Raw genomic sequence first — 13,359 nt, forward strand, 5'->3', positions numbered from 1 at the left:
ACTTCCACCATGACCGAACCACCCCTGCGGGAACCGACGTTCCTGGTGCTCACCGCGCTCGCCGCCGAGCCGCAGCACGGCTACGCAGTGCTCGAAGATGTGGCGCGGATGACCGACGGTCGGGTGCGCCTGCGGGCCGGCACGCTCTATGCCGCGCTCGACCGGCTCCGCGTGGACGGCCTGATCGAGGTCGACCGGGAGGAGGTGGTGCAGTCCCGGCTGCGGCGCTACTACCGGCTCACCGGGGTCGGGGAGCGGCGGCTGGCGGAGGAGACGGTGCGGTTGCGCTCTCAGGCCACGATCGCGGAACGCCGGTTGCGCTCGCGGCAGACCGAGATCGGGGGAGCGCCGGCATGACCGACCGCGCGAGCGTGCTGGAAGGCTGGTACCGGCGGTTGCTCCGGGTCTACCCGGCGGAGCATCGGCGGTTCTACGGGCCGGAGATGGTCGGCGTCCTGATGCACCAGGCCGAGCCGGGCCGGCGGTTCCCCTCCTTCGCCGAGACTGCCGACCTGCTCCGGGCGGGGCTGGCGGCCCGGCTGCGGTCGATGCCGGTTCGCCAGCGCGGCACCGGCTGGCGCGATGCGGCTGCGGTGGTCGCCCTGCTCGGTGCCGTCGTGCTGCTGGCGGTCCCGGCCCGTTCGCTGGTGTTCGGGGCGCGGGCTCACTGGCAGTTCGGCGACCCCATGCACGGCTTCGGCCTGGACGGTGGGCTGCTTCTCGACGTGGCGGTGCGCGCGGTGGCGTGGCTGACGGTGGTCGTCGCCCTGCTGGCCGGCGCCCGGCGCACCGCGGTCGTGCTCGGCGCCGGCGCGGTCCTGGTGGAGTTGGCCGCGGTGGCGGTCTGGCTGCCGGAGCAGAGTCTGCGGCCGTTCTGGATGTCGGAGGTGCTGACCGCCGCCCTGATCACCGTGCCGTTGCTGTTCGCGGCCCGTCGGACCCGGCCGGTCACGGCGGTTCTGGGCCGCCGCGGCGCGGCGCTCGCGGTGACCGGTGTGCTGGTGGCCGTGGCGGCCGCCGGTGCCGACCGCTGGTGGATCCTGCCGCCGCAGGTGCTCGGCCTGATCACGGTGCCGGACGCGGTGGTGCTGGTCGCCGTGGTGCTGGTGCTGTGGTCGCTCCGGTCGCTGGGCCGCCGCACGGTCGAGCGGGTGGCCGTGCTGCTCGCCCCGATCGCGGCCGCGCTAGTGGCACACGCGCTGGCGGAGGTGGAAACGATGGTGCCGGCAGAGCCGATCACGCCGGGGGCGCTGCTGGGGCTGGCTTCGGTGCTGGTGGGCGTGCCGCTGGCGGCGTTCGCGGTCGCGCTGGTGGTGCTGCATGTGACCGAGAGCTATACGTTCGTGGTCGCTCGCCGGGTGGATGGCAACCCCGAGTAAGCGTGCCGGGATGGCCGGGGTGGTGCGACGGCGGTAGGGTCGCCGCGCGATGGACACGTTAACTCGCCGGGGGCGCGCGGTCCGGGTCGCGGCCACCGTCCTCGGGGCCGCGCTCCTGCTCGCCGGCACGCTCTGGGGGCAGGACGACCACTTCCCGTTCGGGCCGTTCCGGATGTATTCGACCGCGCCCGAGCCGGACGCGGACGCCCCGGACACCCGCGTGGAGGGCGTCGACGCCACCGGCCGCACGGTGGTGCTCAACGAGGCCAACAGCGGGCTGCGGCGGGCCGAGATCGAGGGCCAGCAGCAGGCGTACGTGGACGACCCGGCGCGGCTTCGGCAGGTGGCAGTGGCCTATGCCGAACGCAACCCCGGCGGGGCGCCACTGACCGAGGTCCGGATCGTGATCCGGTGGGTCGGCATCGAGGACTCCCGGCCCACCGGGACCACCCGCGACGAGATCATCGCCACCTGGACCGCCCAATGAGCCGGCCGGACGCGACCCCGCCCCACCCGGACCCGACCCCGTCCCGCCCAGATCCGGGCCCGCCCCGGCCGGATGCCACCCCGCCGCGGCCGGATGCGGCCCCGCCCCGGCAGGACGGGGCGGCGGGGCGCGGGGTCGGACGCCTGCTCGGCTGGCTCACCGCGCCGGTGCCGAAGGGCCGGGTCGCCGCCTTCCGCACGCTGGTGTATCTCTTCGTCGCCGCCGACCTGGTGGTGTTCACCCCCTGGGTGCGGCACCACGCCGACACGCCCGCCGAGCTGTACCAGCCGCTGCTGGTGGGCCGGCTGCTGCCGCTGCCCACGCCCGGCGCGGTGCTGGTCCACACGATCTTCGGCCTGCTGCTGGTCACCGCGCTCGCCGCGGCCACCGGGCGCGCGCCGCGGCTGCTCGGCTGGACCGTCTTCGCGCTGTACTTCGAGTGGATGATCATCGCGATGAGCTATGGCAAGGTCGACCACGACCGGGTCGGGCTGCTCGTCGCGCTGGCCGCGCTGGCGACCGTCGGGCGGGCCCGGCACGGCGACCCGGAGCCGACCGAGGCGGGCGGCTGGGCGTTGCGGGTCACCCAGATCGCGGCCATCTGCACGTACTTCCTGGCGGCCTGGGCCAAGCTGCGGTTCGGCGGACTCGACTGGGTGACCAGTTCGGTGCTGGCCCGGGCGATCGTGCGGCGCGGCACCGACCTCGCCGACCTGATCGCCGACGTGCCCTACCTGCTGATCGTGGCGCAGTTCGGCATCGTGGCGTTCGAGCTGGCCAGCCCGGTGATTTTCGTGCTCACCGAACGCTGGCGACAGCGGATGGTGGCGTTCTTCTACTCGTTCCACCTGGCCACGTTCTCGACCATCACGATCTCGTTCGCCCCGCACCTGGTCGCCCTGGCCGGCTTCCTGCCGCTGGAGCGGGTTCGTCCCGTCGAGTGGGCGCGCGGTTTCGCGGCACGGCGACGTGGTCATGTTAGGGAGCATGAGCGACCGGTGGTATGAGAAGGCCGTCATCTATTGCCTCGACATCGACACGTTCGCCGACGCGAACGGTGACGGCGTCGGGGACATCCGGGGCCTGATCGGCCGCCTGGACTATCTGGCCCGGCTGGGGATCACCTGCCTGTGGCTGAACCCGATCCACCCGTCGCCGGACCGCGACGACGGCTACGACGTGCAGGACTTCTACAACGTCGACCCCCGGTTCGGCACGCTCGGCGACTTCGCGGAACTGCTGCACGAGGCCGGCAACCGGGGCATCAAGGTGATCATCGACCTGGTGGTGAACCACACCTCCGACCAGCACCCGTGGTTCCAGTCGGCGCGCTCGGACCCGAAGTCGCCGTACCGCGAGTGGTATGTCTGGTCCGAGACCCAGCCCGCGGACCGTCACCAGGGCATGGTCTTCCCGGGCGAGCAGGACGCCACCTGGACCTACGACCGCACCGCGAAGGCCTGGTACTACCACCGGTTCTACAAGTTCCAGCCGGACCTCAACATCACCAACCCGGAGGTACGCGAGGAGATCAAGCGGATCTGCTCGTTCTGGCTGCAGCTGGGCGTCTCCGGGTTCCGGATGGACGCGGTCCCGTTCATCATCGAGGCCACCGAACCGGGCAACCCGAACTCGCCGAAGGACATGGAGTTCCTCACCGAACTGCGGCAGCACGTGCAGTGGCGCAAGGGCGACGCGGTGCTGCTGGCTGAGGCGAATGTGGAACCGGACCAGCTCAAGGTGTTCTTCGCCGACGGCGGCAACTCGGCGAACCGGATCCACATGCTGTTCGACTTCATGCTGAACGGCCGGCTGATGCTGGCGCTGGCCCGGGAGAACACCGAGGGCATCGTCGACGCGCTGCGCGACACGCCGAAGCTGCCCGAGGGCGCGCAGTGGGCGACGTTCCTGCGCAACCACGACGAGGTGGACCTGTCCCGGCTCACCGCCGAGCAGCGCAACGAGGTGTTCGCGAAGTTCGGCCCGGACGAGAACATGCAGCTGTACGGGCGCGGCATCCGGCGCCGGCTGGCCCCGATGCTGGACGGCGACCGGCGGCGCATCGAGCTGGCGTACGCGCTGCAGTTCTCCCTGCGCGGCACGCCGGTGCTGCGGTACGGCGAGGAGATCGGGATGGGCGACGACCTCTCCCAGGACGGCCGGAACGCGATCCGTACCCCGATGCAGTGGTCCTCGAAGTCCAACGGCGGGTTCTCCACCGCACCGGCCGCGCAGCTGGTCCGCCCGGTCGTCTCGACCGACGAGTACGGCTACGAGAAGGTCAACGTCACCGCCCAGCGGCACGACCCGAACTCGCTGCTGTCCTGGTTCGAGCGGATGATCCGGACGCTGCGGGAGGCGCCGGAGGTGGGCAGCGGCAGCTGCACGCACGTGGACGTGCCGGTCCCCTCGGGTGTGCTGGTGCACCGCGCCGACGACCGCACCGGCACCATGCTGTTCGTGCACAACCTGGCCGGCGAGGACGCGGTCCTGGACCTGAGCACCGTGCGCGAGGAGGCGGACTTCCCGAACGACGTGCTGGCCGACCAGGAGTACCCGGACCTGGGCACGTTCGAGAAGGTGGCGGTGGCCGGCTACGGATACCGGTGGATCCGTCTGTGCCGGAATCCGTGACGGCTAGAGTCAGCCGACCACACCGGTAGAACTGCGGAGGCGTGCAATGACCCAGCCGAGTCGGGTAGCGATCGTGACCGGAGCCGCGCGCGGCATCGGCGAGGCGACCGCGCGGAAACTCGCCGCCGACGGCCTCGCCGTGGCCGTCGTCGACCTCGACGAGGCGGCCTGCGCGAGTACCGTCACGGCGATCCACGACGCGGGCGGGTCGGCGCTCGCCGTGGGCGCCGACGTCGCCGACCCGGCGCAGGTCACCGCGGCCGTGGAGCGGGTGGTCGCCGAGTTGGGCCCGCCCACGGTTCTGGTCAACAACGCCGGCGTGCTGCGCGACAACCTGCTGTTCAAGATGAGCGACGACGACTGGGAGACCGTCATGGCGGTCCACCTGCGCGGGGCGTTCCTGTTCAGCCGGGCGGTGCAGAAGCACATGGTCGACGCCGGCTGGGGCCGCATCGTCTGCCTCTCCAGCACCTCGGCGCTGGGCAACCGCGGCCAGGCCAACTACGCCGCGGCGAAGGCCGGACTGCAGGGCTTCACGAAGACGCTGGCGATCGAGCTGGGCCGCTTCGGTGTCACCGCGAACGCGGTCGCGCCCGGCTTCATCGTCACCGACATGACCGCGGCCACCGCGGCGCGGGTGGGTGTCGACTTCGCCGACTTTCAGAAGGCGGCGATCAGCCAGATCCCGGTCGGCCGCGCGGGCCGCCCCGAAGACGTCGCGAACACCGTATCCTTCCTGGTCAGTGAGGGGGCCGGTTTTGTCTCCGGTCAGGTGATCTACGTGGCCGGCGGCCCCCGCACCTGACCGGGTGGTTGCCCGGCCGCGCTACAACTGAGAGTGTGCGGCCGAGTGCGAAAGGGTGGAGAAGCGGACTGTGAAACGACGGATGGCCTCCCGGAGTGTCTCGTTGACCAGCACGTTCCTGCTGCTCGCCGCGGGCGGCGTGGCGGCGTGCGACAACGACGACGACTACCAGGACGAGGGCTTCTACTGCGCCGACGAGAACGGCGTGATCGTCGACGAGGACAACTGCGACGACGACGACGGTCGTAGTGGCGGCGTGGGTCTGATCCCCTTCTTCATCTGGCACTCGAGCAGCTACCGCCCCGGCTACGGCATCGGCCAGAAACTTCCGCCGGGCGGCAACCGGTTCGCCTACAACGACCGGGCGGCGCGCCAGCGGTTCGGCCTGCCCGCCACCGGCCGGATCGCCAACGGCACGATCAAGAGCAGCGTGGTCGGCAAGGGCGGCGGCTCCACCGGCAAGTCCTCCAAGTCCGGCAGCTGACGCCGTGCGCCGGGTTCCGCACGGGCCGGTCCGCGACGGCTGGCGGCTGACCAACTACAGCCTCGGGCTGACCTACAACGACACCGAGCTGCCCGACGGGACGATGATCTCGTACTGGCAGGAGGGGCCGTACTACGAGTTCACCCAGGACGAGATCGAGGAACTCGAGGCGGCCACGGCCACGCTGCGGGCGATGTGCATCGAGGCCGGCGACTGGATGGTGCAGCAGTGCCCCCGGCGCACGGTGGAGGGCCGCCGGCAGGGCTACTTCCAGTCCGTCTGCGCCCCGGAGAGCTGCTACCTGGCGCGGATCGGCATCCCCGAGTACGCCCACGAGCAGATCATCCGGACCTGGTTCGACGGCGACGCGGACACCTGGACGCACTACGACAAGGATCCGGAGATGCGGCTCCCGATGGAGACGCCGGACTACTCGCCGAGCATCTACGGCCGGTTCGACCTCTGGTACAACGGTGCCGGCAGCACGCCGCGGCTGCTCGAGTACAACGCGCAGACGCCGACGTCGCTGGTCGAGGCCGCGGTGGTGCAGTGGCACTGGGCCGACCAGACCAACCTGACCCAGCACCCGTGGCGGCAGTGGAACTCGATCCACGACCGGCTGGTCGGCTGGGAGGCCGCGGACGGCGAGCCGGCCGATCCGGGTGCGTGGCGGCGCAACATCGCCAAGTTGCGCGAGGCGCGGACCTGGCTGCCGGAGAAGCCCAAGATCTATTTCGCGTACGAGACCTCGGAGACGTCCGGCGAGGACCGGATGAACGTGGCGTACCTGATGTCCACGGCCGAGGAGGCCGGTTACCCGGTCGAGCTGATCGCGATGAGCCAGATCGGCTGGGACGTGGCCGGCGACCGGGTGGTGTATGTGCCGGCGCCGGGCCAGGAGCACAGGGCCGAGCCGATCGACATCATCTTCATGCTCTATCCGTGGGAGTGGTTCTGGAACGAGGAGGGCGGCAAGGCCTTCTTCCGGAACATGGCCGACCCGACCAAGCGGGGCACGGTGTGGATCGAGCCGCCGTACTCCGCCGCGCTGCTGGGCAACAAGGCGCTGCTGCCGGTGCTGTGGAAGCTGTTCGGCGACGATCCGGAGCGTGGTAGGTACCTGCTGCCGTCGTACTTCGCGGAGTCCTCGGGCGCGGCCCAGCTCACGTCGTACGCCAAGAAGCCGGTCTGGGGTCGCGAAGGTGGCTCGGTCACGCTGGTGCGCGACGGCGCGCCGATCACCGACAACCCGTCCGAGTACGGCACGGACGGGCGGTACGTGGTGCAGGAGCTGTGCGAGCTACCGCCGTTCGAGGGGCTGGAGGGCACGGTCCACCCGGTGCTGGGCGCCTGGCTGGTGGACGGCGAGCCGGCCGGTCTCGGCATCCGCGAGGGACTGGGCACGGACGGCCTGATCACCAAGGATCGCTGCAACTTCGTCCCGCATGTGATCGTCTGATCAGCGGGCGCGGTGCCGCCACAGCCACCAGAGGCCGATGAACGGCAGGATCAGCGGCACGTAGCCGTAGCCGCTGCCGTAGCGCGACCAGACCGTGTCGTCCGGGAACGCCACCGCGTCGGCGACGCTCAGCGTGCCCACCACCAGCACACCGAGCAGCTCGACCGTGCAACCGGCCAGGGCGATCAGCCGGCCCCGGGCGCCGCCGACCGCGAGGCCGACCGTCGCCGCCAGGTAGACCAGCGCCGCGCCCGCGGACAGCAGGTACGCCAGCGGCGCCTCGTCGAAGCGGGTGGCGATCTGCACGCCGGCCCGGGCCCCGGCGGACAGCGCGAAGATGCCGTACACCAGCAGCAGCACCCGGCCCGCGCCGGTGCCGATCGCGGCGTCCGACGGGCGGGTCGTGGGGGTCCGCTCAGCCACCGGTCACCGACGCGATCTGCTGCAGCCGCAGCACCAGCACCGGCAGCACCAGGCAGGCGATGCCGAGGATGAGGTTGCCCCACCGGGTGGGTTCCATCCGGGCCAGCACGATGGCGGTGGGCGGGAACCCGACCGTGGTGATCAGATAACCGGCGAAGGTGGCCGTCTCGGCGGGGCGGCTGCCGTCGAAGAGGCCGATCACCGCCACCACCGCCAGCACCGCGACCAGGCCGCCGAGCACCGCGGTGGCCAGCAGGTCGGCGCGGATCGGCGCCCGGTCCAGCGCGCACCGGACCAGGTACCAGACCGCCAGGACCAGCGACACCACGATGGTGGCGACCGACAGGGGACCGTTCACCCGGCACAGCGTACTGATCAGCGGACCCGTGTTAGCTTTCGGCCGGGTGGTCGGCTCGGTGGAGGGTGGGCGGTCGGATGCGGTTCGGACTTCTGGGTACGGGACCGTGGGCGCGGATCGCACACGCGCCCGGCCTCGCCGCCCACGACGGCGTCGAGTTCGCCGGCGTCTGGGGCCGGGACGGTGCCAAGGCGGCGGCGCTCGCCGAGGAGTACGGCGCCACTCCGTACCCCAGCGTGGTGGCGCTGATCGAGGCGGTGGACGCGGTCGCGATCGCGCTGCCGCCGGACGTGCAGGCGCCGGTCGCGTTGCGGGCGGCGCGGGCCGGCCGGCACCTGCTGCTGGACAAGCCGGTCGCGTTCACGGTCGCCGAGGCGCAGGAGATCCTGGCCGCCGCCCGGGAGCGGGGCGTCGCCTCGGTGGTGTTCTTCACCCGCCGGTTCATGCCGCAGCTGCGCGACTTCCTGGCCGAGGCGGCGGCGACCGGCGGCTGGACCGAGGCCCGGGTGGACCACGTCGGGACCATCTACGACGAGGGGAACCCGTTCGGTGCGTCGCCGTGGCGCCGGGAGAGCGGCGGGCTGTGGGATGTCGGCCCGCACGCGGTGGCGCTGCTGCTGCCGGTGCTGGGGCCGGTGACCGAGGTGGCGGCGATGACCGCGCCGCGGGACATGAGCCACGTGCTGCTGCGGCATGCGTCCGGCGCGGTGAGCACGCTGACCCTGTCGGTGGACGTGCCGCCGGCCGCGGCCCGGGAGGAGGCGGTGCTGGCCGGGGAGGCGGGTCTGCGTACCGTGCCGGCGCCGCCCTGGGAGCCGGTCACCGCGTACCGTCATGCGCTCGACGACCTGCTCGCCGCCGCGTCCGGCGGCCCGAGTCCGGAGCTGGACGTCCGGTTCGGCGCCGAGGTCACCGCGATCCTGGCCGCCGCGGACACCGCGGCCCGGACCGGCCGCACCGTACCGGTCGGCTGAGCCCACCCGCGGCGGAAAACCTATGCAAGTTCCTTGAATGAGCCCATCCGGGCGGTCCGGTGCTCCGAATCGTTGATGCAGAGCATGACTTTCGTGAGCACCGATCCGGGAGGACCAGCATGACGGACCGCGGCGAGGCCCGCCGGGCGGACCATCTCGCGTCGGTACCCCCGCCGCCACCGGACGCCGCCGATCTGGTGCGCGCCGTGGCCCGGGGCGACGAGGCGGCGTTCGGCCGGCTCTACGACCTGGTCGCGCCGCGGGTCTTCGGGCTGATCCGCCGGGTGCTCCGGGACCCCGCGCAGGCCGAGGAGGTCGCCCAGGAGGTCATGGTCGAGGTGTGGCGTACCGCCAACCGGTTCGACCCGGCCCGGGGTTCCGCCACCGCGTGGGTGTTCACCATCGCGCACCGGCGGGCGGTGGACCGGGTCCGCGCCGAGCAGGCGTCCGCGAACCGCACGATGAAGGTCGGCGCGGCGTCCGTGGACACGCCGTACGACGAGGTGGTGGACGAGGTGACCGGCCGGCTGGAACGCCAGCAGGTGCGCCACTGCCTGGACGACCTCACCGAGCTGCAGCGGCAGGCCGTGACCCTGGCCTACTACCAGGGCCATTCGTACGCCGAGGTGGCGGATCTGCTCGCCACGCCGCTGCCGACGGTGAAGAGCCGGATGCGCGACGGACTGATCCGGTTGCGCGACTGCCTGGGTGTGGAGGTGGCGACCAGATGACGGACGACATTCACGCGCTGGTCGGCGCGTACGCGCTGAACGCGGTCGACGATTTGGAGCGGGCCGCGTTCGAGCGGCATCTCGCGGACTGTCCGGCCTGCCGCGCCGACGCCGACGAGTTGCGGGAGACCGCGGCCCGGCTGGCCGGCGACACCTGGTCGGTGCCGCCCCCGCGGCTGCGGGGCGAGGTGCTGGCGGCGATCGGCCGGACCCGGCAGCTGCCGCCGGTGACCACGGCGGCGGCCCGCCCGGAGCAGTCCGGCTGGCGTCGCCGCCTGGTCGCCGCGGCGGCCGCGGTGGCGCTGGCCGGCGGGACCGGCGCGGCCGTCTACGCGGTGCAGGAGCAGCGGGTACGCGAGAACGGGACGCTGGCCGCCGAGGCGCAGCTGCGCGAGGCCCGGACCCGGTCCATCCTGGCGGCGCCGGACGTGGTGGTCCGTACCGCCCCGATGTCCGGCGGCGGCAAGGTCACGGTCGCGTCCTCGGCCCTGCGGGACGCCGGCGTGGTCCTGGTCGGCGCCGACCAGGCACCCGCCGCGGACCAGGCGTTCCAGCTCTGGACGGTGCGTGGCGGCGGGGCACCGGTGGCGGTGCCGGACGGCGTGCTCGCGGCCGGGTCGGCCGTCGGCGTGGAGATCGTGGACGGGCTGCCGGACGTCGATGCCGTTGCGGTGTCGCTGGAACCGGCGGGCGGGTCCGTCACACCGACCACTGTGGTCGGTCAGGTTTCCCCGATCTGACACCCATCCTCGGGTCGGTCCGCACCGAATCGGTAGTGAGGATCCACTACCGAGAAGAGGAAAGACCCATGCGACTCACCAAGGCTTCCGCCCTCGCCGCTGCGGCCCTGTTCACCGTCTCACTCAGCGCGTGCGGTTCGGACGACACCGCCGGCGACGCCGACACGGCCGCCCCGGCACCGACCATGACGAGTGCCGCGCCCAGCATGCCGGCCTCGGACATGATGGCCACGTTCGGTGCCGGGTGTGCGGCCGTGCCGGCCGACGCCTCGAACCCGGGCAGCTTCCAGGCCATGGCCCAGGTGCCGGTGGCCACCGCGGCCTCCGGCAACCCGCTGCTCAGCACGCTGGTCACGGCGGTCAAGACGGCCGGGCTGGTCGACTCGCTGAACACCGCGTCCGAGGTCACCGTGTTCGCGCCGACCAACGACGCGTTCGGCAAGATCCCGGAGGCGGACCTGAAGAAGGTGCTGGCCGACAAGAAGACGCTGACCAGCATCCTCACCTACCACGTGGTGCCGGGCAAGCTGTCGCCGGAGCAGGTGGCCGGCACCCACAAGACGCTGCAGGGCGACTCGCTGACCGTGGCCGGCAGCGGCGAGGAGTTCAAGGTGGACGGCGCGTCCTCGGTGGTCTGCGGCAACGTGCAGACCGCCAACGCCACCGTCTACATCGTCGACTCCGTGCTGATGCCGAAGAGCTGACATGCGACGTCTCGGTGTAGGCGCGGCTGCCGGTGTGCTGTCGGCGGCGTTCGGTACGGCGGCTGCGGAACTGCTCGCGGCCGCCGTCCGGCCCGAGGCCGGACCGCTGGTCGCGGTCGGCGGTGCGGTCATCGACGCCACGCCGACGCCGGTCAAGGAGTTCGCGGTACGGCAGCTCGGCACGTACGACAAGCCGGTGCTGCTCGGCTCGATCGTGCTGGTGCTCGTGGTGTTCACCGCGGTGGTCGGCATGCTCGCGACCGGCCGCCGGGTGGCCGCGGTGGCCGGTGCGGTGATCTTCGGGGCGGCCGGTGCGACAGCGGCACTGTCCCGGCCGGCCGCCGCCCCGTTCGACGCGGTCCCCTCCCTCTTCGGCGCGGCGGTGGCGGGCACGGTCCTGCTGCTGGTCCTGCGCCGTGCCCTGGCTCCGTCCAATCCGGATGCACAGGCCGATCCGGATGCACAGGCCGGCCCGGAAGCGCGGCCCGGCCGGGGCGCGCCGACCCGGGTGCTGGTGGACCGGCGGGCGTTCCTGCAGGCGGCCTCGCTGGTCGCGGCGGGTGCCGCGGCGGCCGGCGGTGGCGCGGCGGTGACCGGGCGGGCGCGTGGCGGCGCGCTCGCCGCTTCCCGCGAGGCGGTCCGGCTGCCCGCGGCCACCGACCCGGCCGCACCGCTGCCCGCCGGGACCGGACCCGGCTTCGTCACCGCGAACGCCGACTTCTACCGCGTCGACACCGCGCTCGCCCTGCCCCGGATCGACGTCGACTCGTGGTCGCTGCGGGTGCACGGCATGGTCGAGCAGCCGGTCGAACTCTCCTTCGCCGATCTGCTGGAACGGCCGCTGATCGAGCGGCACATCACGTTGAACTGCGTGTCCAACGAGGTCGGTGGCCCGTACGTGGGCACCGCGCGGTGGCTCGGCGTGCCGCTGGCGCCGCTGCTGCGGGAACTCGGCGTCCGGCCCGGTGCGGACCAGCTGGTGGCCCGCTCGACCGAGGGCATGACCATCGGTACGCCGGTCAGCACCGTGCTGGACGGCCGCGACACCATGCTGTGCGTGGGCATGAACGGCGAGCCGTTGCCGATCGTGCACGGCTTCCCGGTGCGGATGCTGACTCCCGGCCTGTACGGCTACGCCGGTGCCTGCAAGTGGCTGGCCGAGCTGGAGCTGACCACGTTCGCGGACTTCGACGCGTACTGGGTGCGGCGCGGCTGGGGTGCCCGGGGCCCGGTGAAGACGGCGTCCCGGATCGACCGCCCGCGACCGTTCGCGCGGCTGACCGCCGGCCGGACCACCGTGGCCGGCGTCGCCTGGGCGCAGGGCCGGGGGATCGCCAAGGTGGAGATCCGGGTGGACGACGGTGACTGGGCGGCGGCCGAGCTGCTTCCGGTGCCGTCGGTGGACACCTGGGTGCAGTGGCGGTACGAGTGGCCGGCCGGCGCGGGTCCGCACGTGCTCACGGTCCGGGCCACGGACGGCACCGGCGCGGTCCAGGTCGAGCAGCGCGCCACCCCGTTCCCGGACGGCGCCACCGGCCAGCACGGCATCACCGTCACGGTCGCCTGAGCGGCGCGCTCCCGGCGAGCGCGGCGAGCTGGTGCCGGACCGCGGCGGTCGTCCGGGCGGTGTCGCCGGTGGCCAGCAGGTCGAGCAGCGCGCCGCGGAGCACCGCGAGGACCGCGGTACGCCGGGCGGCACCGCCCTCGGTGTCGCGGTCGCCCGGTGGCTGCGCCGAGGCGAGCAGGGCCAGCCATTCCCGCACGCTGTCCCGGGCGAAGCCGGCCCACGGACCGTCCGGCTCGATCAGGGAGCGGGCGTACGCCTCGACCCACAGCGTGAGCACCGCCCGGTGTGCGGGCGCGGCGAGCCAGTCCCAGATCAGGCCGGCGGCCTCGGTGAGGTCGCCGGTCGGCGTCTGCCGGAGCAGCTCGCGTTCGTCCGCCCGTGCCCGGATCAGCAACGCGCGGACCAGGCCGTCCTTGGAACCGAACAGGTACAGCAGCACCCGTGGGCTGGAGCCCACCGCGGCGGCGAGCGGGCGCAGCGACAGGTCGCCGAGGCCGTGGTCGAGCACGTACCGGTAGGCGGCCTCGAGGAGTTCCTCCCGGCGCGGGCTTGCCTTCGCAGCTTCCATCCGGGCATTCTGGCACTGAAACAGTCGTTTCAGTAGCGAGGAGGTC

The 13,359-nt window shown here is 72.6% G+C and carries 16 protein-coding genes; 13 read left to right on the plus strand and 3 right to left on the minus strand.

Going from position 1 to position 13,359, the window contains the following annotated elements; genetic code table 11:
• The first annotated feature begins 9 nt into the window (after window positions 1-9).
• The 8 genes from LDL48_RS11455 to LDL48_RS11490 all read left to right on the plus strand — a co-directional run bounded on the left by LDL48_RS11455 (window position 10) and on the right by LDL48_RS11490 (window position 7,248).
• Entirely contained in the window at window positions 10-357 is a 348-nt protein-coding gene (locus tag LDL48_RS11455; RefSeq protein ID WP_225255029.1) for a PadR family transcriptional regulator, read from the plus strand.
• A complete protein-coding gene (locus tag LDL48_RS11460; protein ID WP_225255030.1) occupies window positions 354-1,379 on the plus strand; it encodes a hypothetical protein in 1,026 nt (341 codons plus the stop codon). The genes LDL48_RS11455 and LDL48_RS11460 overlap by 4 nt, the downstream gene beginning before the upstream one ends.
• A 49-nt stretch (window positions 1,380-1,428) precedes the next feature.
• Window positions 1,429-1,866 (plus strand): hypothetical protein, encoded by a 438-nt coding sequence (locus LDL48_RS11465; protein WP_225255031.1) that lies wholly within the window; start codon window positions 1,429-1,431, stop codon window positions 1,864-1,866.
• 143 nt (window positions 1,867-2,009) lie between these two features.
• On the plus strand, window positions 2,010-2,873 hold the full coding sequence (locus LDL48_RS11470) for an MFS transporter permease (RefSeq protein WP_225255103.1): 864 nt from the start codon (window positions 2,010-2,012) through the stop codon (window positions 2,871-2,873).
• Window positions 2,854-4,500, plus strand: a complete 1,647-nt coding sequence (locus tag LDL48_RS11475; RefSeq protein ID WP_225255032.1) for an alpha-amylase family protein — start codon at window positions 2,854-2,856, stop codon at window positions 4,498-4,500. The genes LDL48_RS11470 and LDL48_RS11475 overlap by 20 nt, the downstream gene beginning before the upstream one ends.
• 46 nt (window positions 4,501-4,546) lie before the next feature.
• A complete protein-coding gene (gene fabG / locus LDL48_RS11480; RefSeq protein WP_225255033.1) occupies window positions 4,547-5,305 on the plus strand; it encodes a 3-oxoacyl-ACP reductase FabG in 759 nt (252 codons plus the stop codon).
• Window positions 5,306-5,375: 70 nt separating this feature from the next.
• Entirely contained in the window at window positions 5,376-5,789 is a 414-nt protein-coding gene (locus tag LDL48_RS11485) for a hypothetical protein (RefSeq protein WP_225255034.1), read from the plus strand.
• Window positions 5,790-5,793: 4 nt separating this feature from the next.
• On the plus strand, window positions 5,794-7,248 hold the full coding sequence (locus tag LDL48_RS11490; RefSeq protein WP_225255035.1) for a glutathionylspermidine synthase family protein: 1,455 nt from the start codon (window positions 5,794-5,796) through the stop codon (window positions 7,246-7,248).
• Here the strand turns inward: LDL48_RS11490 and LDL48_RS11495 are convergent, their stop codons facing one another.
• Window positions 7,249-7,671 carry a hypothetical protein gene (locus LDL48_RS11495; protein ID WP_225255036.1) on the minus strand — a complete coding sequence of 141 codons (423 nt, stop codon included), beginning with the start codon at window positions 7,669-7,671 and terminating at the stop codon, window positions 7,249-7,251.
• Entirely contained in the window at window positions 7,664-8,029 is a 366-nt protein-coding gene (locus tag LDL48_RS11500) for a hypothetical protein (protein ID WP_225255037.1), read from the minus strand. Before LDL48_RS11500 ends, LDL48_RS11495 begins: the two co-directional genes overlap by 8 nt.
• A 77-nt stretch (window positions 8,030-8,106) precedes the next feature.
• Between LDL48_RS11500 and LDL48_RS11505 the strand changes: the two genes are divergently transcribed.
• The 5 genes from LDL48_RS11505 (at window position 8,107) to LDL48_RS11525 (ending at window position 12,745) form a co-directional block, all read left to right on the plus strand.
• Window positions 8,107-9,003 carry a Gfo/Idh/MocA family protein gene (locus LDL48_RS11505; RefSeq protein WP_225255038.1) on the plus strand — a complete coding sequence of 299 codons (897 nt, stop codon included), beginning with the start codon at window positions 8,107-8,109 and terminating at the stop codon, window positions 9,001-9,003.
• Between the two features lie 119 nt (window positions 9,004-9,122).
• A complete protein-coding gene (gene sigK, locus LDL48_RS11510) occupies window positions 9,123-9,734 on the plus strand; it encodes an ECF RNA polymerase sigma factor SigK (RefSeq protein WP_225255039.1) in 612 nt (203 codons plus the stop codon).
• Window positions 9,731-10,474: an anti-sigma factor gene (locus LDL48_RS11515; RefSeq protein WP_225255040.1), complete on the plus strand. Its 744-nt coding sequence runs from the start codon at window positions 9,731-9,733 to the stop codon at window positions 10,472-10,474. Before sigK ends, LDL48_RS11515 begins: the two co-directional genes overlap by 4 nt.
• 68 nt (window positions 10,475-10,542) lie before the next feature.
• On the plus strand, window positions 10,543-11,178 hold the full coding sequence (locus LDL48_RS11520) for a fasciclin domain-containing protein (RefSeq protein WP_225255041.1): 636 nt from the start codon (window positions 10,543-10,545) through the stop codon (window positions 11,176-11,178).
• Between the two features lies 1 nt (window position 11,179).
• On the plus strand, window positions 11,180-12,745 hold the full coding sequence (locus LDL48_RS11525; RefSeq protein ID WP_225255042.1) for a molybdopterin-dependent oxidoreductase: 1,566 nt from the start codon (window positions 11,180-11,182) through the stop codon (window positions 12,743-12,745).
• On the opposite strand, the gene LDL48_RS11530 is transcribed toward LDL48_RS11525, so the two are convergent.
• Window positions 12,732-13,313 (minus strand): TetR/AcrR family transcriptional regulator, encoded by a 582-nt coding sequence (locus tag LDL48_RS11530; RefSeq protein WP_225255043.1) that lies wholly within the window; start codon window positions 13,311-13,313, stop codon window positions 12,732-12,734. The two genes, LDL48_RS11525 and LDL48_RS11530, sit on opposite strands and share 14 nt — an antisense overlap.
• Window positions 13,314-13,359 lie beyond the last annotated feature (46 nt).

The organism is Jidongwangia harbinensis (assembly GCF_020216025.1).
Lineage (GTDB): Bacteria > Actinomycetota > Actinomycetes > Mycobacteriales > Micromonosporaceae > Actinoplanes > Actinoplanes harbinensis.